The following is a 25890-nucleotide window of genomic DNA, read 5'->3' as shown; positions in this document are numbered from 1 at the left end:
CAGGGCCGTCGGGGCGGGCCCGCACACAGACCTGTCCATCGGACACGCACGACGATACGCACCACCGGCGGGTACGCGGCGGCGCCGAGGGCCGTCGCGCCGTCGGGCGAGGGCGTCCCCCGGGGTTTCCTGCCGGGGCCCGCGCGGCACATCGCCGTGTGGAGCGCGCTGACGCTGCTGGTGACGGGTGTCGTCTACGTGGGCGTGTGGATCTGCGTGACGTTCCAGACCGCGGTCACGCCGGTGCTGATCGCGCTGCTGGGGACCGCGCTGCTCGGCCCGTTCTACCGGCGGCTGGTCGCGATGAGGTTCAACAAATCCCTGGCCGCCGGGCTCACCTGTGCCGCCGTGATGGTGGTGATGGGCGGGGCCGCGTACATCGTGGTGGCCGCCCTGATCGACACCGGTGACCAGATCATCTCCTCGCTCAGGCAGGCGGCGAAGTCGCTCAGCGACGAGTTCGGGCTCGCGGGGACGTCGCTGGACGACCTCGCGAAGAACGCGAGGGAGCTGCTGCCGAAGTTCGGCGGCACCGCGGCCTCCGGGGTGCTCACCGGCGTCAGCGCGGTCAGCGAGTTCGTGGCGGCGGCCGTGCTGGCGATGCTGCTGATGTTCTTCTTCCTGCGCGACTCCGACCGGGCGGTCGCCTCCCTGCACTCGCTCGCGCCGCGCGGCTCGGGTGACACCCTGGAGGTGATGGCCCGGCGCGCGTTCCGGGCGATCGAGGGCTATATGCGGGGCACGACGCTGATCGCCTTCATCGACGGTGTCTGTATCGCCGTCGGTCTGCTGATCCTGCAGGTGCCGGGTGCCGTCGGCCTCGGCGCGCTCGTGTTCGTCGGCGCGTACATCCCGTATCTGGGCGCGTTCCTGTCGGGCGCGGTGGCGATCCTCGTCGCGTTCGCGGACCGGGGTCTGGTGACCGCGCTGTGGGCGGTCGGCGTGGTCTTCGCGGTGCAGCTCCTCGAAGGGAACGTGCTCCAGCCGATGATCCACAGCCGGACCGTGCAGATGCACCCGGCGGCGATCCTGCTGGCCCTCACGGCGGGCGCCTCCATCGCCGGCATCCTCGGCATGCTCCTCGCGGTGCCGCTGACGGCGGCGGTGTCGGGTGTGCTGTCGGAGCTGCGGTCGCGGTACGGGGACGGGGCGGGCCCGGCCGTACCCCCGGCGGAGCGGGAGATCGCCCGCGCGGGAGGATGATCACCGGCGGCCGCCCCAGCCGGGCGGCCGCCGAGGCACCTCGCCCGGGCCGGGATCGCGCCCGGCCCGGACCGGCGTCCGCCCTGGGCCGGCGTCCGCCCTGGGCCGTCCGTACCGAAGGGAAGTCCTGTGATGACGTCCACTCCCCTGCCCCTCACCCTGGCGAACCTGTTACTCCGGCCCACGCTCGGCTCCCGCCGCGACCCGGACCGGGTCTTCGACCGGATCGCCGCCGGGGCCGGACGGGCGGACGGCGACGAGGAGTTCGTCGAGAACTTCCGGTTCCTGCTGCGGGAGTGGGCGAAGGCCGAGGATCTCGGGCCGGTCGGCTGGCAGTCCGCGCAGGCACACGTCCGCCGGCATCTCACCAACCGGGCCCGGTTCCGGCGGCTGATCGCCGAGAACCCGGCCATCGAGGAGGAGCCCGTCGAGAAACCGGTGTTCGTGGTCGGGCTGCCGCGCACCGCGAGCACGCTCACCCACGGGGTGCTCTCCCTCTCGGACGACCACCGGTGTCCGCTGCTGTGGGAGTTGCTGGCTCCCGGCCTGGAACCGTCGCCCCGGGAACGGCAGAAGCGGATCACGACCGCGCGCCGCGTCCTGAGCGGCAGCCATCTGCTCAGCCCGCGCTTCCGTGACATCCACCCCATGACCGCCGAGGGCCCGGAGGAGTGCACGTTCCTCCTGCCGCACGCCCTGGTACCGCTGGCCCAGGCACACATACCGGCCTACCACGCCTGGCACTTCGGGCACGACTTCACACCCGACTACCGTCACCTCAAGCAGGCCCTCCAGGTCCTGCAGTACGGCCGTCCGCGCCGCCGCTGGATCCTGAAGTCCCCCTTCCACACCGGGAACCTGGACGCGCTGGTCAAGGTCTTCCCCGACGCCACGCTCGTGTGGACCCACCGCGACCCGGCCGCCGCCGTCGCGTCCTTCTGCAGCCTGGTCGAGGTCGGTATGGTCACCTCGCTGCGCCGGTTCGACCCACGTCAACTCGGCGCCACCTGGCTCGACCTGCTGAGCCGTTCCGTCCGGCGCGGCCTCGCCGCCCGCACCGCCATCGCCCCGGAGGCCCTGGTGGACGTGCCGTACTCCTCGCTCGGCGCCGACCCGGCCGCCGGCGCCCCGAAGCTGTACGACGCCGTCGGCGCCCGCTGGACCGAGGCCGACGCGGCCCGGCTCCCGGCGGCCGCCGCCCACTCCCGGGGCAGCCGGCCCCACCGCTACGACCTGGCCCGCTACGGGCTGACCCCGGCCGACGTGGAGTCCGCGTTCGCCGAGTACAACGCGCTGCGGGCCGAGGTCGACCGGCCCTGACAGGACCCGGAACGCCACGGACCCCGGTCACCGGCGGCGCACACCGGTGACCGGGGTCCGGTGGGGCCTAACCGACGACCCGGCCCACCTCGATCCGGTCGATGTTCGGCGCCCAGGCACCGGCGTTGGCGAAGGTCACCTTGTTGGCGCCCTTCTTCAGGTCGACCGGGACGCCGACGGTCCAGTAGTCGTCCCAGCCCCAGGTGTTCTTGAAGGTGACCCTGCGCGGCTCGGCCGCCCCGACCGTGATGTCCGCCGTGCGGGACATGATGTCGGTGTTGTAGGAGTGGCCGTTGTCGCGGCGTTCGTTGTGCGCGTAGTGGACGACCAGGACGTGGCGGCCGGCCGTGGGGGCGTTCACCGTGAACTCGGCGGTGCTGTCCGCGCTGTTGCCGAGCCGGCCGATGTAGGAGCTGGCCGAGGCGTACGCGGAGTCGACGAGCTCGGCCCCACCGGCGAGCGTGGCCGCGGCGGCCTCGTAGGCGAGGGTGCCGGTGGTCGAGCCGGCGCCGGTGACGTCGAGGGAGCGCAGGGCGGTGTGCCCGGCGGTCGCGGTGATCCGGTTGTTGCCCGCCACCAGGTAGAGCCGCAGCGGCCGGCCGGGTACGGCGGCCACCGACTGCCCGTGCAGGGCGAGCTTCACCGGCGCCGACGCCCGGGGCACGACCCGGTAGTAGCCGTCGCGGGGGGCGTACACGTCGAAGACCGCCCGGTCGCCGGCGCGCAGCACCAGCTCGCCGGTGCCGACGCCCTTCGACGAGGAGTAGTCGTACGACGGCCTGCCGCTGATGTCCGCGAGCGTGGCCTCGTAGGAGGCGGAGGGCTCGGCGGTGCGGGCGGTGAGGTCGATCCGGTCCAGGGTGACCTCGGTGGTGTCCTTGGCGAGCGTCAACCGGTGCGTACCGGCCGTGAGGTGGACGGTGACGTCCTTCTTCGCGCGGTAGGTCCAGTTCTCGGTGGAGGGGTAGGTGACCGTGACCGGTTCGCCGTCGTCGACCGTCAGCTTCTGGGTGGCGGGGACGCCGGACTGGTTGCCGTACAGGATCGCCAGGTCGTACGTGCCGTCCTTCGGCACCGACACCGTGAAGTCGACCTTGCTGCCGGCCTGGTTGAGCGAGCCGACGTCCTTGGTGCCGGAGGCCGCGTAGCCGTTGGCGTTGCTCACGGTGCCCTGGGTGTAGACCTTGCCGTCGGTGATGGCGGCGTCCTCGGCCTCGTAGGAGGCGGTCCAGGGGACGGACGGGGCGGTCGGGGTGCCGGAGCCGCCCGGGGTGAGGACGACGCGGTAGGCCGACATCCTGTGCATGCCCCGCAGGGGCACGGTCACCGTGCCGTCGTCCGCGATCCGCACCTTGGTACGGGACAGCACGCGCGGGGTCGCGTGCTGACCCTCGTAGCCGGACCAGGCGGCCTCGGCGACGGTCGCGGTGACGGTGCGGCCGAAGAGGGAGCGGGGGACCTTCCGGACGACGACGTCGGTGTCACCGGCGGAGCCGCCGAGCAGCACCTGCGCCTGGCGGCGGGAGGTGTCGAGGGAGGCGAGGCCCTGGAGGGTGTCGACGGTGTTCGCCTGCGGCGGGGTGACCTGGACGGTGTTCCCGGTCAGACCCGCGTACCAGCGGAAGAACCACCAGCCGCCGTTGGGGATGTTGGAGCGGACGACGTTGCCGTCCATGTTGCCGGCCGCGTCCCAGTACGCCTGGTTGGCGTACACCTTGTTCCTCTCGAACATCGAGACCCACTGGACGAGTTGGCCGGGGACGGAGAGGTCGCGGCGGTTGGCGTACTCGTCGATGTTGATCTTCAACGGGGCTATGCCGGCCGCGCGCTCCAGGGCGCGGTAGTCGTCGTAGTGGGCCTGGAAGTCCCGGAGGGAGCCGGAGCCCAGTTCGTGCCAGGTCATCACCTGGGGGAGGACGTTCTCGCGCTTGGCGAAGGCGAGGAAGTCCTTGAGCAGGCGGGTGTGGTAGGCGGCTTCGTTGGGGCCGGCGATCCGCGCGTCGGGGTCGACGGCGCGGATGCGCTCGTAGACCGTCTTCCAGTCCCGGAAGAAGCGGTCGCGGTTGACCTCGTACCGCGCCTGGTCGGCGACGTCGAGCTTGTACCAGATCTGGTCGGGTTCGTTGAACGGGATGTAGACGAAGCGGTCGCTGTTCGGGTCGGCCGCCACCTCCTTGACGATCTTGTCGACCTTGGGGAGGTAGTCGTCGATGCCGAGGTCCTCGTAGGGCCACTTGGCGTAGATGTCCTGCATCATCACGTTGATCTCGCCGCCGCCGTTGCGGAAGAACGACCGGGAGACGGTGAGCGCGTCGCCGTTGGGGTGCTGGGCGCCGCCCTCCGGCTTCTGCGAGATGCTGGTGATCTTCAGAGGTGCGAGGGCCGCGTCGCCGGGTACGCCGTCGTCGCTGAGCCCGTAGAGCGCGCCGTTGGCGCCGAGCATCACCGGGCCCTCGGAGGCGGAGAGGTCGACGGAGAGGCGCTGCGGGTCTGCTGCCGCGGCCGTGGCCGTTCCGGTGGCGGGGAGGGTGCTGCCTGCCATGGCGGTGACTCCAAGTAGTGCTGTGAGCAAGGCGGTTCTGGTACGGGATCGCATGGGGGTGGTCGTACCGGTGTGGGGGCTCACGCTGCTGGACCTCCGGTCATTTGACGGCTCCACTGGTGATTCCGGACACGATCTTTCGCTGGCCGACGACGAAGACGGCGACCATCGGCAGGCTCATCACCACGACGTACGCGAAGACGAGATGCCAGTTGTTGAGGTAGAGCTGGGCGCTCGCGACCTTGTAGAGGTTGAGCGGGACGGTGGCCCGGTCGCCGCCGCCGAGGACGAAGAAGGCGTAGAAGACGTCGCTCCAGGCGTAGAGCATCACCATGATCGTCGCGGTGGCGATGACGGGCCGCAGGAGGGGAAGGACGATCCGGGTGAAGATCCGCAGCGGCTTCGCCCCGTCGATGCGGGCCGCTTCCTCCAGCTCCATGGGGATGGCCCGGATGAACCCCGTCATGAAGAAGATCGACGTGGAGAGGTACATCCCGGTGTAGACGGCGATCATTCCCGGCCGGGTGCCGGCCAGCCCCAGTTGCCGCAGCTCCATCACGATCGTGATGACCGCCGGCGGCAGCAGCAGCCCGCTGATGCACAACGCGTACGCCGCCGAGACGAGCCTCGACCTCCGGCGGGCGAAGACCCAGGCGGCGCCCGCGCCGAGGATCAGCACGAGGACCACCGAAGGGACCACGACGAGCAGGGAGTTGAGGAGTCCGCGCAGCATCTCGCCCTGGGCGACGGCGTCGTCGTAGTTGGCGCCGGGCTGCCAGTGCGCGGGCGGGTCCAGGCTGGGTTCGATGGCCTCCGCCTGCGGCTTGGCGGAGGTGACGAGGACCAGCCACAGGGGGACGCCGACGGCGAGTCCGGCGAGCAGCAGGACGAGGGCCGGGCGGCCGTGGCGCCACATCACCGTGCTCACAGCAGCTGCTCCCTTCGGCGCAGTCCGACGACCAGCGGGATCGCGACGGCCACCACGACCAGGAAGAGGACGAGACTCATCGCGGACGCCTGTGCGTACAGGCCCTGTCCGAAGATCCGGAACATGTAGATGTTGAAGACCTCGGTGGAGGCGGCCGGCCCGCCGCCGGTCGTGGCCTGCACGATGTCGAAGGTGTTCATCGAGCCGATCAGCGCGGTGGTGACGTTGAAGGTGAGGGCCGGGGAGAGCATCGGCCAGCGCACCGACCGGAAGGTCCGCCAGGGCCCGGCCCCGTCCATCCGGGCGGCTTCGAGCATGTCGCCCGGGATGCCCTTGAGGCCCGCCAGGTAGATCAGCATCGACAGGCCCATCCACTTCCAGCCGTGGATGAGCGTGACGACGACGAGCGTCCAGGTCGTCGACCCCAGCCACGGAATGTCCGTGCCCAGCAGGGAGTTGACCGCGCCGTCCTGGTTCAGGAGGGCCTGGAAGACGTAACCGGTGGCGAGGGCCGAGATGAGCACCGGCAGGAAGAAGACGGCGCGGAAGAACCGGTTGAAGCGGGTGTCGTCCTCCAGCAGCAGCGCCAGCACCAGTCCGAAGCCGTTCTGGAAGACGGCCGCGAGCAACGCGTAGAGCAGGGTCGTGCGGATCGCGCGGACGAGGGTGCCGTCGTCGGCGATGGTCGTGAAGTTGTCGAGGCCCGTGAAGGCGATGTCCGGGTGGTACGAGGACCAGTCGGTGAACGGGTAGTAGAAGTTGAGCAGGTTGGGCACCAGGAAGAAGCCCGCGAAGACGACGATCGCGGGGAGCGCGAACCACCAGGGGTGGTGCACGGCCGCGCGGGGCAGCCGCCCCACCCGCCGGGGTTCGCTTCTCGTGGGTGCCTGTTTGCGTGTGCGTACGATCGTGTCCGCCATCGGAAAGCCCTGTCTCCTCCTCGCCCTGCCTCTCCCCTACGGGAAGCCGGGCGCGCCCTGGGCCTTGGCCACCTGCGCGAACTGGTCCTGGACGGCCTGGGCGACCTGCCGCGGGCTCTTCTTCCCGAAGAGCATGTCGGCGAGGTAGAGGTGGGTGTCCGGGGCGACGATCGCCTTGGCCTGGAAGACGCCGATGGCCGTGGGCAGGGCCGCTACCTGGGCCTTCGATGCCTCAGGGAGGCCGCCCGGGGTGGGCACGGAGGGCTGCACGGACGGGATCTTCATCGCCTTGATGTAGTCGGGGTAGTCGGGGCCGAGCCAGAAGGCGAGGAACTGCCGGGCCGCGTTCTGCCGCTTCTCGTCACCGGTCCTGAACGCGACGACACCGTTGGTCTGGTCGGGCGAGTACAGGCCGGTGGCGGACGAGTTGGCGATCGGGAACCAGCCGATCTTCTTGTCGATGTCCGCGGTGGAGTACCTGGCCTGCAACTGGCTCTGGAAGGAGGTGACGTTGAGGACCATGCCGGCCTCGCCCTTCCACAGCGCGTCGGCCTGCCCGGTGAAGGTGCCCGTCCGGTAGTTCTTCTGGGCGAGCCCTGCGTCCAGCAGCTTGTCCTTGTACTTCTTGATCGCGCCGACGACGACCGGGTCGGTCCACTTCTCCTTGTTCTCGTTCAGGCCCGCCCACCACTGCTTGTCGAGGTCGGTGAGCTGCACCTGCATCTGCCACTGGAGGGGCCACTTGTCGCCGCCGGCCTCGTAGAAGGCGGCCGCGTCCGTGTCGTCGACGACCTGGTGGCCGAGGGCGAGCAGGTCGTCGTACGACTTCGGGAAGTCCTTCTCGGCGATGCCGGCCTGCCGGAAGACGTCCTTGTTGTAGTAGACGCCGAGCATGGCGGGGCTGGTGACGATCGCCGCGTACCGCTTGCCGTCGATGACGCCGAGCGACTTCTCGGTGTCGCCGAGCTTGGAGACCCAGGGCTCGCCGTCGAGGGTGAGCAGGTTCCGGCTCGGCTGGACGAAGGGGAGCGTGGAGACGGACGGCTGCCAGAACATCAGGTCGGGGCGGTCGCCGGAGGCCAGCTTGGTCGGCACGTTCGACTCGTAGGGGTCCGGGACCGGCTGGGTCTCGACCTCGGCGCCGGTGGCCTTCTCGAAGGCGTCGATGACCTGCCGGGGTGCGTCGACCGTGTTCTGCGCGGTCCACATCGTCAGTTTCACGCCGTCGAGCCGGGCGGTCGGGTCGACGGCCGTCCGCCCGGTGTCCTCCTCCGCGCCGGAGGTCCCCGCCGTGGGATCGCTGCACGCGGTGGCGGCCAGGCCGAGGGCGCCTATGAGGGCCAGCGTGGGGAGAGCTCTTGTCTTCATCGCGCGCCTTTCGAGAACGGATGGGTTCAGGGCAGGGCAGGGCAGGATGCGGAGCAGCGGTGAGCGGCCGGGGGGGAGGAGGTGGGTCCGAGGTGTTCAGGGCTTGGCCGGCGGCGGGCCGACGCTCTCCCGCACCACCAGTTCCGGCACGGAGACCGGGTGCGGGGCGATCTGCGCGGACGCCTCCAGGACTCCGTGCAGCAGGGCGAACGCGGCCCGCCCGAGGCCGGTGAAGTCCAGGCGTACGGTCGTCAGGGACGGGGTCAGATAGGCGGAGTGCGGGGCGTCGTCGAACCCGGTGACGCTCACCTCGCCCGGTACGGAGCGCCCGGACTCGTGCAGCGCGCGCAGCACACCGAGCGCGAGGTCGTCGTTGCCGCACAGGACCGCGGTGACCGCCGGGTCCTCGGCCAGTTCGAGCCCGGCCGCGTGGCCGCCCGCCGGGCCCCAACTCCCCTGCAGCGGACGGGGTTCCGGCGCCCCGGCCTCCTGGAGCGCCTGCCGCCAGCCGGTGGTGCGGGCCGCGCTGGTCCGCCGGGTGCTGGAGGGGATCGCGACGTAGTGCACCGTCTCGTGGCCGAGGGAGAGCAGGTGACGGGTCGCCTCGTAGGCGGCCTGGCGGTCGTCGGTCCACACCCAGGGGCGGTCGCCGCCGGGCGGGGTCGCGGGGGTCTCGACGACGCCGACGACCGGGAGTGCGGCGGGGACCGCGCCGAGGGCCGCCACACCGGCCGGATCGTAGGCGATCACGACGAGGCCGCCGCCCGCGTCCGCCGCCCGCTGCACCTCGGCGGCGACCGCGGCCTCGTCCGCCGACTCCAGCACACCGATCCCGACCGCGTACGACGCCGCCCGCGCCGCCTCCTCGATGCCCTGGAGGATCGAGGCATAGCCGTAGTGCGTGGTGTTGGCGGTCAGCACGGTCACGGCCCGGGTGCGCCCGCTGGCCAGCGCGTGTGCGGTGGCGTTGCGCCGGAACCCCAGCTCGTCGATGGCGGCCTGCACCCTCTCGCGCGTCGTGTGCTTGACGCTGGGGTGATTGTTGATCACCCGGGAGACGGTCTGGTACGAGACTCCGGCGGCGGTCGCGACGTCCCGGATGCTCGCCGGGCGGCTTGTGTGACCGGTCACATTCATGTCAGAATTGTGACCGGTCACACAGGCGTCGTCAAGAGAACGTAACAAAGAACGTGCCGGAGTACGTGGCGAGTGGCGACGTGACGGCTGAGGAGAGGAAGCGACGTGGACTCGGGTGCGGACGACTTCGGCGGAAGCGGGCGGACGGGCGGCTCGCGGGGTGCCGACGGCGTCGGGGAGGGCTTCGCCTGGGGTCACCCGGCGATCGGGACGAGGTTCGCGACGGCCGCCGACGGTACGTTGCGGCTGGTCCGGCTCGGTCCCTTCGGTGACACCGTCTACGCCGAAGCCGCCCTCCCCTTGGTCGAGTTGACCGCGTTCGGCCACGGCAGCGGGTGGTCCGGGCCGCGCTTCACCGGTACGGCGTTCGGTGCGCGACTGGCGTACCGGGGGCACCGCTCCGGTGGGGAGGGTGAGGGTGACGGTGGCTGGGAGTGGCTGACGATCGAACTCCACGATCCCGCGAGCGGGTTGACCGCGTTCGTCGAGCTGTCCTCCCCCGCCGGGGTCGCCGTGCTCCGGTCCCGGGTACGCCTCCGCAACGACGGCACCGAGCCCCTGGTCGTCCAGTCCGTCAGCAGCCTCCTCCTCGGCGGGCTGCCCTCCCCCGACCTTCTCGACGTGCACCGCGCCCGCAACGACTGGCTGGCGGAGTGCCGTTGGTACGCCGAGCCGCTGCGGACGACCGTCGCGGACATCGGCGTCGACGTCCATCAGCACGACAGCCGGGCGGCGCTCGCCCTCACCGGGCGGGGCAGCTGGCCCAGTGACGGGCATCTGCCGATGGGGGCGCTCACGGAACGGGGTGACGGCGGCCGGGCATGGGTCTGGCAGGTGGAGTCACCGGCCGGCTGGCGCTGGGACCTGGGGGAACGCGCACACCGCACCTACCTCGCCCTGAACGGCCCGACCGACGCCGAGCACCAGTGGCGGGTGCGGCTGGGGCGGGGGGAGGAGTTCACCACGGTGCCGGTGGCACTGGCCCTGGGGGTGGATGCCGGGGCGGACACCGGGTCCGGGCCCGGCCCCGCGCTCGACGAGGCCATGGGTGCGCTGACCTCGTACCGGCGGGCCGTCCGGCGGCCGCACGCGGACCACGTGGCGCTGCCGGTGGTGTTCAACGACTACATGAACACCCTGATGGGGGACCCCACCACCGCGAAGCTGCTGCCGCTGGTCGACGCGGCGGCGGGTGTGGGCGCGGAGTACTTCTGCATCGACTCCGGCTGGTACGACGACTCGGTGGACGGCGGCTGGTGGGACGGCGTGGGCGAGTGGCTGCCGTCGGCGCGCCGCTTCCCGGGCGGCGGCATCCGGGCCGTCCTGGACCGGATCCGCCGGCACGGCATGGTGCCCGGGCTGTGGCTGGAGCCCGAGGTCGTCGGCGTACGCAGCCCGGTCGCGGCCGAACTGCCGTCGGAGGCGTTCTTCCAGCGGGACGGGGTGCGGCTGGCCGAGCAGGGCCGTCACCAGCTCGACCTGCGCCACCCGGCCGCCCGCGCGCACCTCGACAGGACGGTGGACCGCCTGGTCGGCGACTGGGGCGTGGGCTACCTCAAGCTCGACTACAACATCGTGATCGACCCCGGCACCACCGCCGCCGACGACCTCTCCCCCGGCGCCGGCCTCCTGGGTCACACCCGGGCCTACCTGGACTGGCTCTCCGCCGTGCTGGACCGCTACCCGCACCTGGTCGTCGAGAACTGCGCCTCCGGCGGAATGCGGATGGACGGCGCCACCCTGGCCGTGTCGCAGCTCCAGTCCACCAGCGACCAGCAGGATCCCCTCCGTTACCCTCCGATCGCCGCCGCCGCGCCCACGGCGGTGCCACCGGAACAGGGTGCCGTCTGGGCCTACCCACAGCCCGAGCACGACGACGCCCTGATCGCCTTCACCCTGGGCGGCGCCCTCCTCGGCCGCATCCATCTGTCGGGTCACCTCGACCGCATGACGGAACATCAACTCGGACTCGTGCGCGATGCGGTGGACACGTACAAGGCGATCCGCGGGGACCTGGCCCACGCGGTGCCCTTCTGGCCGCTCGGTCTGCCGGGATGGACGGACGAGTGGCTGGCGCTGGGACTGCGGGCGCCCGAGCGAGGCGGACCGGCGTACGTCTCCGTGTGGCGCAGGGGCGGGGCGGAGGAGGTGCGGCTGCCCGTGGCGCACCTGGCGGAGCCGGGCACCCCGGTCCGGGTGGAGATCCTGCACCCGTCGACCGCGCGGACGCAGGCGAAGGCCGTCTGGGAGCCGGGCGCCGGCGCCCTGCGGGTGACGGTGCCGCGCGCCCCCGGGGTGCTGCTGCTCCGGCTGACGGCGCGGGGCGGGGCGCGGGTGTAGGACGGACCCGGGCCGGTGCCGCGTGGGGGTACGGCACCGGCCCGGTCTCATCTGCGGATCACTGACGGGACAGGCGTCAACTGCTGCTGACCGTCAGGTTGTTGGTGGTGAAGTTCAGGCCGCCGGAGGACGAGGTGACCTCGAAACCGAACTGCACGTCGCCGATGGTCTCGTTGCCCATCCAGCCCTTGGTGTCCTTGATCCACTTCAGGACGGGGAGGATCTGGACGGTGCCGGAATTCGAGTCCGAGGTGCGCAGGAACGAGATGACGTCCCAGTACGTGCCGTCGGACCGGTAGGCCCGGCCCTTGTAGACGTTCCAGCTGTGGCCGCCGACCGTCACGCTCTGCTGGAAGCTGCCGAGGGCACCGACGGCGCCGTTGTAGTTGACCCAGAGCATGATCTCGTAGTCGTGGTCCGTGTCCCAGACGTCGTACGAGGTGTTGTACGCGCCCGAGGACGGGACCGTGACGTTGTAGCTGCTGTTGAGCGAGCCGAGCGAGGTGATCGACTTGTTGATCACCTTCTTGGAGTTGGGGTAGGACTTGATGCCTCCGGTGTTGGGGTGGTCGGCCCAGACCCCCCAGTTGGTACCGGAGTTGGCCCAGACGCACTGGCTGCCGGCGCCGGAGCCCCAGATGTTGTTGTAGAGGGTGTAGCCGTTGAGGCTCGTGTTGCCCCACTGGTCGCAGGAGTTCCAGACGGCGGCCGAGGCGGGGGCGGAGGCGAGGCCGACGGTGGCACCGAGGGCGAGGGCGGGGGCCAGCAGGACCTTGCCGATCCGGCCCAGGGTGCGGGTACGAGTGCGGGTGCGTGTTGCCATGGGGTGTCGGTTCCTTCCATGGGTGGGGGGAACTGCGGGGGGAGCTACCGCGACCCCGGGGTGAGGACGCGGTCTTCTCCGGCGACGAGGCCGATCGCCACGCACGTTTCGGCGCCGGAGGAAGTCGGGGTTACCTCAGCACCGCCACGCCGTACCGGGCGAGCGACAGCGTGCCGCTCACGGTCGCGCCCGTGAGCAGGTCGCGAGGGGTGCCCGGCACCTCGACGGTGACCGTGTCACGGCCGTGGTTGAGCACGAACAGCACATCGCCGCGCCGGACCGCCTCGACCCCGTCGGGCAGCCCGTCCAGCACCGGCCGTACTCCGGCGTCGGCCGCGACCCGCGCCAACAGGCCGCGCAGCTCCGCGGGTTCGGGCAGTGTGGAGACGTACCAGGCGCGTCCCCTGCGCAACACCGCCGGGAGCCCGTCGAGTTCACCGCCCTTGTAGGCGACGACCTCGTCCGCGTCCGCCGCCTCGATCTCCTCGGACCACAGCGTGCCGCGGAACACCCCGCGCGGGCCCTCGCACTCGACGTCCTCCCCGGCGTCCAGCGGCCACCATTCGTGCAGGGTGCGGATGCCGAAGAGGTCGCGGAGCCGCGCGTCCATGCCGCCGGGGCGGACGCGGTCGTCCTCGTCGGCGACGCCGGTCAGGAAGCCGCTGACGAGGGTGCCGCCGCCCCGTACGTAGGCGAGGAGGTTCTCGACGGCCGGGTCAGTGAGCAGATAGAGCTGCGGTACGACGACCAGCCGGTACGCGGAGAGGTCGTGCTCGGGGTGGGCGAAGGCGGTGGTGAGGTTCGACTCCCACAGGGCGCGGTGCCAGGACCGTACGACCTGGGCCAGGTCGACCTCGGACGACAGCCGGCCGTCATGGTCGCCCGCCCACCAGGAGTGCCAGTCGAACAGCATCGCCACCTCGGTGTGCAGGGGCTGCCCCGCCACCGCCGGTCCCACGGCCGCCAGCTCGGCCCCGAGCCGCTTGACCTCCTGGAAGGTGCGCCCCCGCGAGCCCGCGTGGCCGACCATGCCGGAGTGGAACTTCTCCGCGCCCTGCCGGGACTGCCGCCACTGGAAGTAGCAGACGGCGTCGGCGCCCCGGGCGACGGCCTGGAGGGACCACAGGCGGTTCAGGCCGCGCGGCTTGGGGTGGTTGACACCGCGCCAGTTGACCGGGCCGGCCGCCTGTTCCATGAGCATCCACGGGCCGCCGCCCGCCTGGGAGCGCGTCATGTCCTGCACCAGCGCCCCGTGCTGTGCGCCGAGCGGGTCGCGCGGGTCCGGGTAGATGTCGACCGAGACGACGTCCTCCTCCTCGGCCCACCGCCAGGCGTCCTGGCCCGTCCACATCGGCATGAAGTTGGTGGTGACCGGGATGTGCGGGGTGTGCCGTCGGACGATGTCGCGCTCGATGGCGTAGCACTCCAGGAGCATGTCGCTCGTGAAGCGTCTGAAGTCGAGCACGTGCGTGGGGTTGCGCAGGTAGTGGGCGCGGCGCGGCGGGATGATCTCGTGCCAGCCGTCGTAGCCCTGGCTCCAGAAGGCCGTGCCCCAGGCCCGGTTGAGCGCGTCGAGGGTGCCGTACCTGCGCCGGAGCCAGTCGCGGAAGGTGGCCGCCGCCTCGTCGCCCCAGTCGTAGGTGCAGTACTCGTTGTTGATGTGCCACAGGGTGAGGGCCGGGTGGCCGCCGTAGCGGGCGGCGAGGTCCTCGGTGATGGCGGCGGCGTAGCGGCGGTAGGTGGCGCTGGAGTGGGAGAAGTGCTGGCGGGACCCCCACCACTCGACCTGGCCGTTCTCGTCGCGCGGGAGGGTCTCGGGGTGCAGGCGGCCCATCCACGGCGGCGGGGAGGAGGTGGGGGTGGCCAGGACGACGCCGATGCCGTTCGCGTGCATCAGGTCCATCAGCGTGTCCAGCCAGCCGAACTCCCGTGCTCCCGGGCGCGGTTCGAGCTTCGCCCAGGAGAAGACGCCGAGGGTGACGGTAGTGACGCCGGCCTCCCGCATGAGGCGGACGTCCTCGTGCCACGTCTCCTCGGGCCACTGCTCGGGGTTGTAGTCGCCGCCGAAGAGGACCCGTCCGCGCGTGGCGTGGGCGAGGGACGGCCGTGTCGCCCCGGGCATCAGACCGGGTCCCCGTACTGGATGCCGCGCCCGTTCGTCGCCAGGTACACACGGCCGTACACGCGCGGGTCGCCGATGACGACCTCGCCGGTCCAGCCCCACTGGTGGGCGTCGTCGTTGATACGGGTCCAGGTCCTCGCGCCGTCGTCGGAGCGGTGGACGGCGGTGACGGTCTCCGTCGTGCCGACCAGGTAGACCGCCGGGTAACGGGCGCCCTCGGCGGCCTTGCCGAAGCCGAGGGTGTACGCGGCCCGGCAGCTGTCGACCTTCGAGAAGGTCACCCCGCCGTCGGTGGAGCGGTAGAGCCCGTTCCCCTTCAGGCTCAGCCACAGGTCACCGGTGCGTCCGGGGGCCGCGACCAGCTCGAACTGGCTGTCCCCGCCCGGCAGTCCGCTCGCGCGCGCCACGAACGAGCGGCCGCTGTCGGTGCTGGCGTACAGCGTTCCCGCGTCGGTGTCGTACGCGTAGAAGAGGGCCGGGTCGGCCGGGTCGGCGACCGGTGTGGCGCCCTTCGGGAAGGAGGGAACCTCGGTCCAGGTCGCGCCGTTGTCGGCGGAGCGGTGGGCGGGGTACTTCGTGCCGTCCCAGTGCACGAACGACCACAGCAGCGCGGTGCCGTCGGTGTTGGTGGCGATCGGGCCCGGCGCGTCCTTGGCGAGGGCGGGCTGGGCCGCGAACGGCGCCCAGGTCCGCCCGCCGTCGCGGGAAAAGGCGCCGTTGCCGTGGTCGCCCCAGCCGGTGCGGACCACGTACGAGGGCTTGGCGGCGGCCTGCGCGAGTCCCGTCGCCGTCCCGAACACGGGATTGGACGCCATGCCGCGCGAGGGGGACGCCGTGAGCCGCTCGTGGTACATCGTGCCGATGTCCCCGAGGCCGCTGATCAGGTGCGCCTCGCCGGTCGGCGGGGAGATCAGCTGGCGTACGGACGTCTCCTCCAGGCCCCGGATCCGCGGCGCCCAGTGCTTCAGGTCGCGGGTGCCGTAGAGCGTCGCGCCGGTGCCGTACACGAGGTGCTTCGAGTCGTACGGGTCGAGGGCGAGGGCCTGGATCCACCAGCCGAACTTCGGCTTGTCGGCCCCCCAGGCGAGATAGGGGGTCTCGGACACGTCGAGGACGGCGGAGTCCTTGAGGGATCTCCAGGTACGGCCGCCGTCGGTGGAGCGGAACACGGTGTCGATCTCGGCCCAGCGGTTGTTGGTCGAGACGACCACCGTGCCGGGGCGCCGGGCGTCGACGGCGACCCCGCCGTAGCCGAAGGAGTCGGTTCCGCCGTCGCTCGTGGTGCCGCCCGGCCGCACCGGGGTCACGTCGGTCCATCTGCCGGTGGTGGTGCGGAGCTTGTGCACACTGCCGTCGGACTGGCCGTTGGGGCCGGGTGCGTCGGCGTACGTCACGTACAGCTCGCGGGAGTGGCTGTCGTACGCGGCACGGATCGGGACCTTGGCGGAGGCGCCGGTGGGGTGGCCGGGGACGGCTTCCCAGGTGGTGCCGTCGCCGGTCCGGTAGAGGTTGGCGGTGGTGCCGTCGCCGTCGCCCCAGCCGGCGTAGACGGTGCGTCCGGCGGCGACGAGCAGGGTGACGCCCTGGCCGGAGGCGCTGGGGGTCGCCGGGAAGCCGGTCGCCGTCGCCCAGGTGGCGCCCCGGTCGGTCGACCTGAGCAGACCGTCGTGCCGGGTGCCCAGCCACAGGGTGTCGCTGTCGCGGGGGTCGACGAGCAGGCGCTCGCCCGTGCCCCGGCCGTCCTCGTTGGCACCGAGCCGGACGGTGAGGTCGGTACGGGCCCAGGTGGCGCCGCGGTCGTCGGAGCGGAGGATCGCGCCGTAGCCGGCCCAGGACTGGGTGTAGGTGCCGAGGGCGAGGTAGAGGCGGTTCGGGTGGGCGGGGTCGACGGCGATGGCCTCCACACCGAGGAGGTTCCAGTCGTCCCAGCCGAGGTGGTCGGTCAGCGGGGTCCAGCGGGCCTTGTGGTCGTCCCAGCGGTAGGCGCCGCCGATGTCGGTGCGGGCGTAGGAGCGTCCGCGCGCGGTCGGGTGGAACAGGACGCCGGTGACGAAGCCGGTGCCGCCGATGACGGCGGTGCGCCAGCGGTAGCGTCCGGCGGTCGGGCCGCTTTTCGCGTCGGTGGCGTGGGCCGGGGTGGCGAGTGCGGGGAGGGTGGTGAGCGCGGCGGTGGCGGAGGTCGCGGCGAGTACGGTGCGGCGGCTGGGGTGGGGGGTGCGCATGGCATACCTCGTTTTGCGGGGAGGGGTACGGGGTGGGCGCCTTGTGGCTCGGGGGGGGTCGGTGCGTCGGCGGCTGCGGGTGGTGTGTGGTTGCTCGCGCAGTTCCCCGCGCCCCTCAAAAGCGCCGGCCGCTCCCGGGGGCTGAGGGGCGCAGCCCTTCAAGGGGCGCGGGGAACTGCGCGACCAGCCACGAAGCACCCGCAGCCGCCGACGAACCCGCACCCCCGAGTTCACGGGCGCCCCGGTCAGCCCTTGATCGCACCCGTGAGCATCCCCTTCTTGAAGTGCTTCTGGACGAAGGGGGAGAGGACGGCGACGGGGAGCAGGGCCATGACCATGACCGCCATCTGGATCGCGAGCGGGGAGAGCTGGCCGGTGTTGATCTGGGCGGAGAGGCCGACCGGGCGTTCCTGTTTCTGGACGAGCTGGATCATGACGTTCTGCAGCGGCATCATGTCCTGGTCGGTGAGGTAGATGGAGGCGTTGAACCAGGCGCTCCAGTAGCCCACCGCGTAGAAGAGGGCGATGACCGCGAGGACCGCCCTCGACAGCGGCATCACGATCTTCCACAGGATGCGCCAGTCCCCCGCGCCGTCGATGCGGGCGCTGTCGATGAGTTCCGGCGAGATGCCCATGAAGAACGAGCGCAGGACCAGGATGTTGAAGACGCTCACCGCGCTGGGGAGGATCAGAGCGAGATAGGTGTCCGTGAGGCCGAGGGCCTGGACCAGCAGGTAGGTCGGGATGAGGCCCGCGCCGAAGAACATCGTGGCGAGCAGGGTCATCAGGATCCAGCGGTGGGCCAGTGAGCCGACGCGGGACAGGCCGTAGGCGCACAGGACCGAGACGGTCATGCTGAACAGGGTGCCGACGACCGTGACGCCCACGCTGACCAGGGCGGCCGTCTGGACCTGGCCGCCGCCGAGGAGTTCCCGGTAGGCGACGAAGGTGATGCCCTCGGGGATGACGACGAGACCGCCCGCCTCGTCGATGGTCTTCTTCGTCTGGAGGCTGGTGACGACGACGATCCACAGAGGGAAGAGGATCGCGAAGCAGGCGAGGCCCAGGGCGATGCCCTTGCCCGCGAGTCCCGCCTTGGCGGGTTCCTCCTCCCAGACCGGGCGGGGCGGTGCGGCCCAGCGGCTCGGCCCGCCCGGTGCCGGCCGCCGGGCGGCGGTCCCGCCCGCCTCACCCGCTTTGTCGAGGAGCGCGCTCATTTCTTGTACACCCCCTGCTCGCCCATGAGATGGGCGACCTTGTTGGCGGTCAGGACCAGTGCGAGGCCGACCACGCCCTTGATGAGTCCCGCCGCGGCGGCGTAGCTGAAGTCCTGGTTGCGGATGCCGTTCCACCACACATAGGTGTCGAGGACATCGGAGGCCTCGACGCCCACCGCCTGCCGTTGGAGCAGTAGTTGCTCGAAGCCGACGGTCAGGGCGTCGCCGACGCGCAGCACCAGCAGCAGGGCGATCACCGGGCGCAGGGCGGGCAGGGTGATGTGCCACATGCGCCGCCAGCGGCCGGCGCCGTCCATCGCGGCGGCCTCGTAGAGGTCGTGGGAGACGGAGGAGAGCGCGGCGAGGAAGACGATGATGCCCCAGCCGGCGTCCTTCCAGATCATCTCGACCGTGACCAGGTACTTGAAGGTCTCCGGGTTGGTCATCAGGTCGAAGCCCTCGACGCCGTGCTGGCGCAGGGTCTGGGCGATGACGCCCGCCCCGCCGAAGATCTGCATGAACACGGTGACGACGAGGACCCAGGAGAAGAAGTGCGGGAGGTACATGACCGCCTGGGCGACCGCCCGGATCCGGGGTCTGACGATGCTGTTGATGAGCAGCGCGAGCAGGATCGGGATGGGGAAGAAGAGGACGAGCTGGAGGAAGAACAGCACGAACGTGTTCTGCACCGCGTGCCAGAAGTCCGAGTCGGCGAAGATCCGTTCGAACTGCTCGAAGCCGACCCAGGGGCTCTGGAAGATGGCGACGAAGCCGTTCTCGCTGAGGTAGGGGTCGTAGTCCTGGAAGGCGACCACGTTGCCGAGGATCGGTATGTAGTTGAAGACCAGGATCAGCAGGACCGCCGGCAGCGTCATCAGGATCAGGGTGCGGTCGCGCCGGAATCTCAGGCGCAGGCTCGGCCTGCCCGCGCGCCCGTCGTTCCGGGGCGGGGGCCCCGGGGCGTCGTCGGACGCCACGGGGGCCGTCCCGGGAGTCTTCGCCTCGGCCCTCGGCCGGGGCACCGTGCTGTGGGACACGGCCTTCTCCTCGCCTCGGCCCCGGGTCAGTTCGCCGAACCGGTGTCGTCGAGCAGCTTCTTGTACCAGTCCCGCAGGTCGTCGCCGCCCTTGCTCTTCCAGTCGGACACCGCCTGCTGGACGTCACTGATCTTCTTGCGCCCGCGCACGACGTCGTCCTCCAACTGCTCGAAGTTGTCGGCGAGGTTGGCCCAGCGGTTGGGCTCGGTGACGGTCAGCCCGAAGAAGGAGGTCTTCTTGGTGAAGGCGCCCATGCGCTGCTGCCACTCGACGATGCCCTTGGTGACCTCGGGGAAGTCGGGGTAGGCGACGTACGGGGCGGGGTTGCCGGTGTAGTCGTAGGCGCCGTTGACCTCGTTGACGCCCGTCGTGGACTTGACCGGCAGGCCCTTCTTCGTGTCGTAGTCCGTGCCCTCGACGCCGTAGGAGGTGAGCATGAACTCCTTGGTGCCGTAGGGCGCGGCGCAGTAGTTGCAGAGGGCCAGGAAGTCCTTGATCTGCTGCGCGGACGCCTTCTTGCTGACGAAGGTGAAGATGTTGGCGGGCTGCACCGCCCACAGGGTGGGGTCACCGCCGTCGGGGCCGAAGATGTCGAACGCGGCCATGTCGAAGTCGCTCTTCTGGGTGGCCTGTTCGGAGACCGAGCCCCACCAGGCGGAGATGTTGTCGTTGAAGACCAGCGACTCACCGGCGGTGAACCGGTTCCGGGAGTTGCCGCCCGCCTTGCCGGAGACCGCGTCCGGATGGACGACACGGGCCGCGTAGAGCTTGCGGACCCATTCCAGGGCTTCGAGGTACTCCTCGGTCTCGACGCGGTTGACCAGCTTGCCGTCGACCGTGTTCCACCACAGCGCCTTGTCGCTGCCGGGGAAGACACCGTAGAAGTTGAACGCCGACCACTTCATGTCGTCGCAGGCCCACACCTTCGACTTGGCGTCGGTGGCCTCCTTCGCCCAGGACAGGAACTCGTCGGGGCTGGTGGGGACGGTGTAGCCCTTCTTGTCGAAGATGTCCCGGCGGTACATGGGCGCGATGTCCGTGACGTACGAGGCCGGCATCGGGACCGCGCGCAGCTGGCCGCCGAAGATGCCGCGCTGCCAGGCCTCGCTGGGCACGGCCGCGAGGTTCGGGTACGCCTTGACCTTGTCGCCGGAGAGATACGGGCCGAGGTCGGCGAACTTGGCGTTGATGGCGCTCGGTATCTTGCCCATCAGGTTCCAGCCGGGGACGACGACCACGTCGGGGATGTCGCTGGAGGCGAGGACCGCGCCGAGCTTCTGGTCGTAGGTGACGCCGTCCTGGTTCTGCCAGGTCACCTGGACGCCCACAGCCTCGTTCATCGCCGTGTAGTACGGGTTGTCGCCCTTCGGCGGCGTCCCCCAGAACGGCGCCATGACCTTCAGTCCGCCGCCGCTGCCCAGCTTCTTCGGGACCGAGGTCTTCAGGTCGGCCGTGGGGATCGCCTTGGTGAAGCCGGCCGCCGAGCCGTTCTTCGACGGGATGTCGGGCGCCACGACGTTCGAGGCGATGAACGTCGGAAGGATCTTCTTGGCGTCCTTGCCCGACGTCGCGCCCTCCTTGCGGCCTTCCTGCGAGCCGCCGCAGGCGGACAGCAGCGGCACGCCCCCCGCCACTACGGCGGCGGCGACCGCCGTGGAGGCGAGAAAGCTTCTCCGGCCGGGCGCGGCGGAGGTGGCGGAGTTCGGCGTCATTGCGTCAACCCTTCATGGCGCACACCAGGACACCCGGCGGTGGCCGTCGGCTGCGGTGTCTTCAACAGAACTGGCTGTGCAGAAGCGATGATCATCGGAGGGAGGTGAGCATGCGAAGCGGTTCCCTCCGCAGTCGAAGCGCTTCGATGTTGCTGCGAGGTTAAGTGAACGACCGGGGGTGCACAAGGGTCGATTCGCAGATTCCTCAGAGGTGCGAAGGACTGGAGCGGCCCCTTCCGACCTTCGCTCTCCCGGCCTGTATGACGGTGCGGAAACGGATCTGTTGCGCCTTGGTCTCTTGACACCCACCCCATCGTCGAATGAGCATCGAAGCGCTTCGAAAGAGCCTCGTCGCTCCACCGCAAAGGGATCCCCACGTGACCGCAGAGACGACCCCCACGCCACCTTTCCGCGATCCGCAGTTGCCGCTCGCGAAGCGCATCGACGACCTGCTCCAGCGGCTCACCCCGGACGAGAGGATCGCGTTCCTGCACCAGTTCACGCCCGCCGTCGACCGTCTCGGGGTGGCCGCCTTCCGCACCGGCCAGGAGGCGCTGCACGGGGTGGCGTGGATGGGTCCCGCGACGGTGTTCCCGCAGGCCGTCGGCCTCGGTGCGACCTGGAACGAGGACCTCGTGCGCCGGGTGGGCGAGGCCGTGTCCACCGAGGTGCGCGCGATGCGGGCGCGCGACGACCGCGTCGGCCTCAACGTCTGGTCCCCGACGGTCAATCTGCTGCGCCACCCCCTGTGGGGCCGCAACGAGGAGGGGTACTCCGAGGACCCACGGCTGACCTCGGCGATCGCGACCGCGTACACCCGCGGCCTGCGCGGCGACCACCCCACGTACTGGCGCACGGCCCCGGTCCTCAAGCACTGGCTGGCGCACAACAACGAGACCGACCGCTCCACCACCTCGTCCTCGGTCCGCCCCCGCGTGCTGCACGAGTACGACCTGCGCGCCTTCCGCGAGACCGTCGAGGCGGGCGCGGTGGCCGGCGTCATGCCCGCGTACAACCTGGTCAACGGCCGCCCCAACCACGTCTCGCCGCACCTGGCGGAGCACCTGCGGACCTGGACCGACGAGCCCCTGCTGGTCTGCTCGGACGCGGGGGCGCCGACGAACCTGGTCGACTCCGAGCACTACTTCGACACCCACGAGGAGGCGACGGCCGCCTCGCTGCGCGCCGGGGTCGACAGCTTCACCGACCACGGCACGGACGGTTCGACGATGACCGACCGCGTCCGGGGCGCCCTGGCCCGCTCCCTGCTGACCGCGGCCGACATCGACGAGGCGGTCCGCCGGCAGCTCTCGGTCCGCTTCCGCCTGGGCGAGTTCGACGCCGGCCGCGACCCGTACGCCGACGTCAAGGACTTCGACACCCCGGCCCACCGCGCCCTCGCCCAGGAGGCCGCGGAAGGGGCGGTGGTCCTGCTGAAGAACGAGGGCGGCCTGCTCCCCCTCGCCGCCGACACCCGTATCGCCGTCGTCGGTCTGCTCGCCGACGAGTGCAAGCTCGACTGGTACAGCGGCACCCTCCTGCACCGCTCGACCCCGCTCGAAGGCCTGTACGACCGCTTCGGCGCCGAGCGCGTGACGTTCGCGGAGGGCGTGGACCGGGTGCGCCTGCGGGCGCAGTCCACCGGCGCGTTCGTGTTCGTCCCCGAGGCGCCCGAGGCCGTCGACGAGGTGCGCGGCGCACAGGGGGCGCTCGATCCGGCGCTCCTGGCCGGCCGTACCGATCTGTCGCCGCTCACCACCGACCCGGACGGCACCGAACTGGCCCTCGTCGACTGGGGCGAGGACGTGCTCACGCTGCGCGCGCCGGACGGCCGCTATCTCTCGGTCGCCGACGACTGCTTCCTGCGCGCCTCCGCCGACCAGCCGGGCGGCTGGATCGTCCAGGAGACGTTCCGCCTGGAGCCCTGCGAACCCCACGGGAAGGGGCACCTCCTCAAGCACCTGGGAACCGGCCGGTACGTCACTGTCGGCGCCGACGGAGTAAAGGTTGCCGACGGCAATCCGGAAATCTTCGACCTGGTCGTGACCGAGCGCGGCGAGGCCGCCGTCGCACGGGTGGCGGCCGAGGCCGACGTCGTCCTCGTGGTCGCGGGCAACGACCCGCACATCAACGGCCGCGAGACCGAGGACCGTACGACCCTCGCCCTCCCCGCCCACCAGGAACGGCTGCTGGGCGCGGCCCGCGCCGCCAACCCGAACACGGCGCTGGTCCTGGTCTCGGCCTACCCCTACGCCGTCGACCCCGCCGACCTGCCCGCCGTCCTGTGGACCGCGCACGGCGGCCAGGCCGCGGGCACCGCCCTGGCGCGCGTCCTCGCCGGTGACGTCTCCCCCGCGGGCCGCCTCCCGCAGACCTGGTACGCGGCCGACGCCGACCTGCCCGGCCTCCTCGACTACGACGTGATCGGCGCCCGCCAGACGTACCTCTACTTCGAGGGCACCCCGTTGTTCCCGTTCGGCCACGGCCTGTCCTACGCGGAGTTCGCGTACGGAAACCTGACCGCCCAGCTGGGCGACGGCGATCTGACGGTCTCCTTCACCGTCACCAACACGGGCACGGTGACCGCCGACGAGGTCGCCCAGCTCTACGTGCGTGCCGAGAGCCCGTCGGTCCCGCGCCCGCGCCGCGAGCTGGCCGGCCACCGCCGGATCACGCTCGCCCCCGGCGCCTCGACGGAGCTGACCTTCCGACTCCCGCTCTCCGTACTGGAGTTCTGGGACGTGGCCCACGGCGCCTGGCACCTGGAGCCGGGCGCCTACGAACTGCTGGCGGGCACGTCCAGCGAGGACATCCGCCTGCGTACGACCGTCACCGTCGACGGCGCACCGGTCGCCCCGCGCCCGGTCGTGACCCACGGCCTGGGCGCGGCGGACTTCGACGAAGAGCGGGGCACGGAGATCGTCGACCGCACGAAGGTGTCCGGCGACGCGGTGACACCGGCCGACGACGGCCCCGGTGAACTGCTCTACCGCGCCTGCGACTTCGGGGCGGGCGTCACCGAGATCACGGTGGAGGCGGCGGGGGCGGGAAGCGTCGAGGTCTCGCTCGTGGGCGGCCCGGTACTGACCACCCTGACGCTCGACCCGCCCACCGCGGGGCCGTACGCGTACAGGACCCTGCGCGCCGGCGTCTCGACGGCCGGGACGCACGACGTCCGCCTGGTGCTGCGCGGCCCACTGAGGCTGGCGCACGTCGGCTTCTCCGGTTGAGGGTCCGGAGCGAGCCGGCACACAGAAGGGGCCCGGCACCGGAAGGCATCGGTGCCGGGCCCCTTCATCCCGGGATCTGACCCGAGACTACATGAAAATGATTGTCACAAGCTAGGGGTCGGTCGGGGATTGTGGGCCGGCGGTCGGTCCGACGGCGCTCAGAGCTGGAGCCCCGTCAGCACCATCACCCGCTCGTAGGTGTAGTCGTCCATGGCGAAGCGCACACCCTCCCGCCCGACACCGGACTGCTTCACCCCGCCGTAGGGCATCTGGTCGGCGCGGTAGGACGGCACGTCACCGATGACCACGCCGCCGACCTCCAGGGTCCGGTGGGCGCGGAAGGCGGTCTGCAGGTCGTGGGTGAAGACGCCCGCCTGGAGGCCGTACTTGGAGTCGTTGACGGCGGCGAAGGCCGCGGCCTCCCCCTCCGCCTTCCGTACGGTGAGGACGGGCCCGAAGACCTCCTCGCAGGAGACGCTCACGTCGGCGGGCACGTCGGTGAGGACGGTCGGCGCGTACGAGGCGCCGTCGCGCTTGCCGCCGGTGAGCAGCGTGGCGCCGGCGTCGACCGCCTCCCGCACCCATGCCTCGACCCGCTTGGCGGCGTCCTCGCTGACCAGCGGCCCCACGTCGGTCGCGCCGTCGGACGGGTCGCCGGTCACCTGCGCCTCGACCGCGGCGACGATCCTCGGCAGCAGCCGGTCGTACACGGAGGCGTCCGCGATCACCCGCTGCACGGAGATGCAGGACTGGCCGCCCTGGTAGTTCGAGAAGGTCGCGATGCGGCCGGCGGCCCAGTCGAGGTCCTCGTCGCTCGCGTAGTCGGCGAGCACGACCGCCGCGCCGTTGCCGCCCAGCTCCAGGGTGCAGTACTTGCGCGGCGCCGAGTCCATGATCGCGTAGCCGACCTTCTCGGACCCGGTGAAGGAGATCACGGGCAGCCGCTCGTCCTGGACGAGGGCGGGCATACGGTCGTTCGCGACCGGCAGGATGCTCCAGGAACCGGCGGGCAGCGCGGTCGCCGCGTCCGCGAGCAGCTCACCGATGATCAGCCCGGACAGGGGCGTCGCCGGGGCGGGCTTCAGGATGATCGGCACACCGGCCGCGATCGCCGGGGCGATCTTGTGGGCGCAGAGGTTGAGCGGGAAGTTGAAGGGCGCGATCCCGAGGACGACGCCCTTGGGGAAGCGGCGCGTGAGGGCGAGGCGGCCCTGTCCGCCCAGGTCGGTGTCGAGCCGCTGCGCCTCGCCGCCGTTGAACCGCCGGGCCTCCTCGGCCGCGAACCGGAACACCGAGACCGCACGGCCGACCTCGCCGCGCGCCCACTTGATCGGCTTGCCGTTCTCGGCGGAGATCAGCTGCGCGATCTCCTCGGTCCGCTCGACGAGACTCCTGCTGACGTGGTCGAGCACGGCGGCCCGCACGTGCGCGGGCGTCGCCGCGAACTCGTCCCGTACGGCGTACGCGGCGGCCACGGCCTCTTCGACCTGCTCGTCCGTCGGCACGCTCACCGCTGCGACCAGGCGGCCGTCCCAGGGCGACGTCACATCGAACGTGGTCTCACCGGTGGCCCGACGGCCGGCGAGCCAGAAGGCGGTAGTGGCGGTCATAGTCGTTCCCGGCCCTTCGGTGGGTACACATGTCGTCTTCCGGCTCCACGGTAGAGCCGGGACGGCGAGGGGGCGCTTGTCCGGCACGTATGACTACAGCTGAGGGGTGCGCCGGATTGGAGGGGTGGGGGCAGGGTGGGGTGTCCCCGCGCCCCTGCA

16 protein-coding genes are annotated in these 25890 nt (G+C 71.2%); 4 read left to right on the top strand and 12 right to left on the bottom strand.

Annotated elements, in window-relative coordinates:
- The first annotated feature begins 156 nt into the window (after positions 1-156).
- Together H4687_RS33490 and H4687_RS33485 are read left to right on the top strand one after the other, a co-directional pair.
- Positions 157-1203 carry an AI-2E family transporter gene (locus H4687_RS33490; protein WP_046913137.1) on the top strand — a complete coding sequence of 349 codons (1047 nt, stop codon included), beginning with the start codon at positions 157-159 and terminating at the stop codon, positions 1201-1203.
- Between the two features lie 132 nt (positions 1204-1335).
- Positions 1336-2523: a sulfotransferase family protein gene (locus H4687_RS33485; RefSeq protein WP_046913138.1), complete on the top strand. Its 1188-nt coding sequence runs from the start codon at positions 1336-1338 to the stop codon at positions 2521-2523.
- A gap of 67 nt (positions 2524-2590) precedes the next feature.
- Here H4687_RS33485 and H4687_RS33480 read toward each other — a convergent pair whose 3' ends face one another.
- From H4687_RS33480 to H4687_RS33460, 5 genes are all read right to left on the bottom strand, one after another.
- A complete protein-coding gene (locus tag H4687_RS33480; protein ID WP_046913139.1) occupies positions 2591-5065 on the bottom strand; it encodes a CBM35 domain-containing protein in 2475 nt (824 codons plus the stop codon).
- 100 nt (positions 5066-5165) lie between these two features.
- Positions 5166-5981, bottom strand: coding sequence for a carbohydrate ABC transporter permease (locus tag H4687_RS33475; RefSeq protein ID WP_046913159.1), 816 nt, complete (start codon positions 5979-5981; stop codon positions 5166-5168).
- Positions 5982-5989: 8 nt separating this feature from the next.
- Positions 5990-6913 carry a carbohydrate ABC transporter permease gene (locus H4687_RS33470; RefSeq protein ID WP_046913140.1) on the bottom strand — a complete coding sequence of 308 codons (924 nt, stop codon included), beginning with the start codon at positions 6911-6913 and terminating at the stop codon, positions 5990-5992.
- A gap of 36 nt (positions 6914-6949) precedes the next feature.
- The gene (locus tag H4687_RS33465; protein WP_046913141.1) at positions 6950-8281 is read right to left on the bottom strand and encodes an ABC transporter substrate-binding protein; all 1332 of its coding nucleotides are present in this window, start codon (positions 8279-8281) and stop codon (positions 6950-6952) included.
- Positions 8282-8377: 96 nt separating this feature from the next.
- Positions 8378-9418 carry a LacI family DNA-binding transcriptional regulator gene (locus H4687_RS33460; protein WP_046913142.1) on the bottom strand — a complete coding sequence of 347 codons (1041 nt, stop codon included), beginning with the start codon at positions 9416-9418 and terminating at the stop codon, positions 8378-8380.
- A 105-nt stretch (positions 9419-9523) separates the two neighbouring features.
- Here H4687_RS33460 and H4687_RS33455 point away from each other — a divergent pair, with 105 nt between their 5' ends.
- Complete coding sequence (locus tag H4687_RS33455; RefSeq protein ID WP_046913143.1) at positions 9524-11758, top strand: alpha-galactosidase; 2235 nt, start codon at positions 9524-9526, stop codon at positions 11756-11758.
- A gap of 76 nt (positions 11759-11834) precedes the next feature.
- Here H4687_RS33455 and H4687_RS33450 read toward each other — a convergent pair whose 3' ends face one another.
- The 6 genes from H4687_RS33450 to H4687_RS33425 all read right to left on the bottom strand — a co-directional run bounded on the left by H4687_RS33450 (position 11835) and on the right by H4687_RS33425 (position 20891).
- A complete protein-coding gene (locus H4687_RS33450) occupies positions 11835-12581 on the bottom strand; it encodes a glycoside hydrolase family 12 protein (protein ID WP_046913144.1) in 747 nt (248 codons plus the stop codon).
- A gap of 130 nt (positions 12582-12711) precedes the next feature.
- Positions 12712-14703: a beta-galactosidase gene (locus H4687_RS33445; RefSeq protein ID WP_046913145.1), complete on the bottom strand. Its 1992-nt coding sequence runs from the start codon at positions 14701-14703 to the stop codon at positions 12712-12714.
- Positions 14703-16925: a sialidase/neuraminidase family protein gene (locus H4687_RS33440; protein ID WP_192781746.1), complete on the bottom strand. Its 2223-nt coding sequence runs from the start codon at positions 16923-16925 to the stop codon at positions 14703-14705. The genes H4687_RS33445 and H4687_RS33440 overlap by 1 nt, the downstream gene beginning before the upstream one ends.
- Positions 16926-17170: 245 nt before the next feature.
- Complete coding sequence (locus tag H4687_RS33435; RefSeq protein WP_046919337.1) at positions 17171-18142, bottom strand: carbohydrate ABC transporter permease; 972 nt, start codon at positions 18140-18142, stop codon at positions 17171-17173.
- A complete protein-coding gene (locus tag H4687_RS33430) occupies positions 18139-19179 on the bottom strand; it encodes an ABC transporter permease (protein WP_046919338.1) in 1041 nt (346 codons plus the stop codon). The genes H4687_RS33435 and H4687_RS33430 overlap by 4 nt, the downstream gene beginning before the upstream one ends.
- Positions 19180-19205: 26 nt before the next feature.
- The gene (locus tag H4687_RS33425) at positions 19206-20891 is read right to left on the bottom strand and encodes an extracellular solute-binding protein (RefSeq protein WP_046919339.1); all 1686 of its coding nucleotides are present in this window, start codon (positions 20889-20891) and stop codon (positions 19206-19208) included.
- Between the two features lie 377 nt (positions 20892-21268).
- Between H4687_RS33425 and H4687_RS33420 the strand changes: the two genes are divergently transcribed.
- Positions 21269-24121: a glycoside hydrolase family 3 C-terminal domain-containing protein gene (locus H4687_RS33420; protein WP_046919340.1), complete on the top strand. Its 2853-nt coding sequence runs from the start codon at positions 21269-21271 to the stop codon at positions 24119-24121.
- A gap of 158 nt (positions 24122-24279) precedes the next feature.
- Here H4687_RS33420 and H4687_RS33415 read toward each other — a convergent pair whose 3' ends face one another.
- A complete protein-coding gene (locus H4687_RS33415) occupies positions 24280-25731 on the bottom strand; it encodes an aldehyde dehydrogenase family protein (protein WP_046919341.1) in 1452 nt (483 codons plus the stop codon).
- Positions 25732-25890 lie beyond the last annotated feature (159 nt).

Origin of the sequence: Streptomyces stelliscabiei, from assembly GCF_014873495.1 — a bacterium.
Taxonomy (GTDB): domain Bacteria; phylum Actinomycetota; class Actinomycetes; order Streptomycetales; family Streptomycetaceae; genus Streptomyces; species Streptomyces bottropensis.
This window is presented reverse-complemented; position numbering and strand designations above follow the sequence as displayed.

Bases quoted from the DNA above. Each gene is read 5' to 3' on its own strand.
- H4687_RS33485 (WP_046913138.1), top strand. From the start codon at position 1,336: ATGACGTCCACTCCCCTGCCCCTCACCCTGGCGAACCTGTTACTCCGG.
- H4687_RS33480 (WP_046913139.1), bottom strand. From the start codon at position 5,065: ATGGCAGGCAGCACCCTCCCCGCCACCGGAACGGCCACGGCCGCGGCA.
- H4687_RS33475 (WP_046913159.1), bottom strand. From the start codon at position 5,981: ATGTGGCGCCACGGCCGCCCGGCCCTCGTCCTGCTGCTCGCCGGACTC.
- H4687_RS33470 (WP_046913140.1), bottom strand. From the start codon at position 6,913: ATGGCGGACACGATCGTACGCACACGCAAACAGGCACCCACGAGAAGC.
- H4687_RS33465 (WP_046913141.1), bottom strand. From the start codon at position 8,281: ATGAAGACAAGAGCTCTCCCCACGCTGGCCCTCATAGGCGCCCTCGGC.
- H4687_RS33460 (WP_046913142.1), bottom strand. From the start codon at position 9,418: ATGAATGTGACCGGTCACACAAGCCGCCCGGCGAGCATCCGGGACGTC.
- H4687_RS33450 (WP_046913144.1), bottom strand. From the start codon at position 12,581: ATGGCAACACGCACCCGCACTCGTACCCGCACCCTGGGCCGGATCGGC.
- H4687_RS33445 (WP_046913145.1), bottom strand. From the start codon at position 14,703: ATGCCCGGGGCGACACGGCCGTCCCTCGCCCACGCCACGCGCGGACGG.
- H4687_RS33440 (WP_192781746.1), bottom strand. From the start codon at position 16,925: ATGCGCACCCCCCACCCCAGCCGCCGCACCGTACTCGCCGCGACCTCC.
- H4687_RS33435 (WP_046919337.1), bottom strand. From the start codon at position 18,142: ATGAGCGCGCTCCTCGACAAAGCGGGTGAGGCGGGCGGGACCGCCGCC.
- H4687_RS33425 (WP_046919339.1), bottom strand. From the start codon at position 20,891: ATGACGCCGAACTCCGCCACCTCCGCCGCGCCCGGCCGGAGAAGCTTT.
- H4687_RS33415 (WP_046919341.1), bottom strand. From the start codon at position 25,731: ATGACCGCCACTACCGCCTTCTGGCTCGCCGGCCGTCGGGCCACCGGT.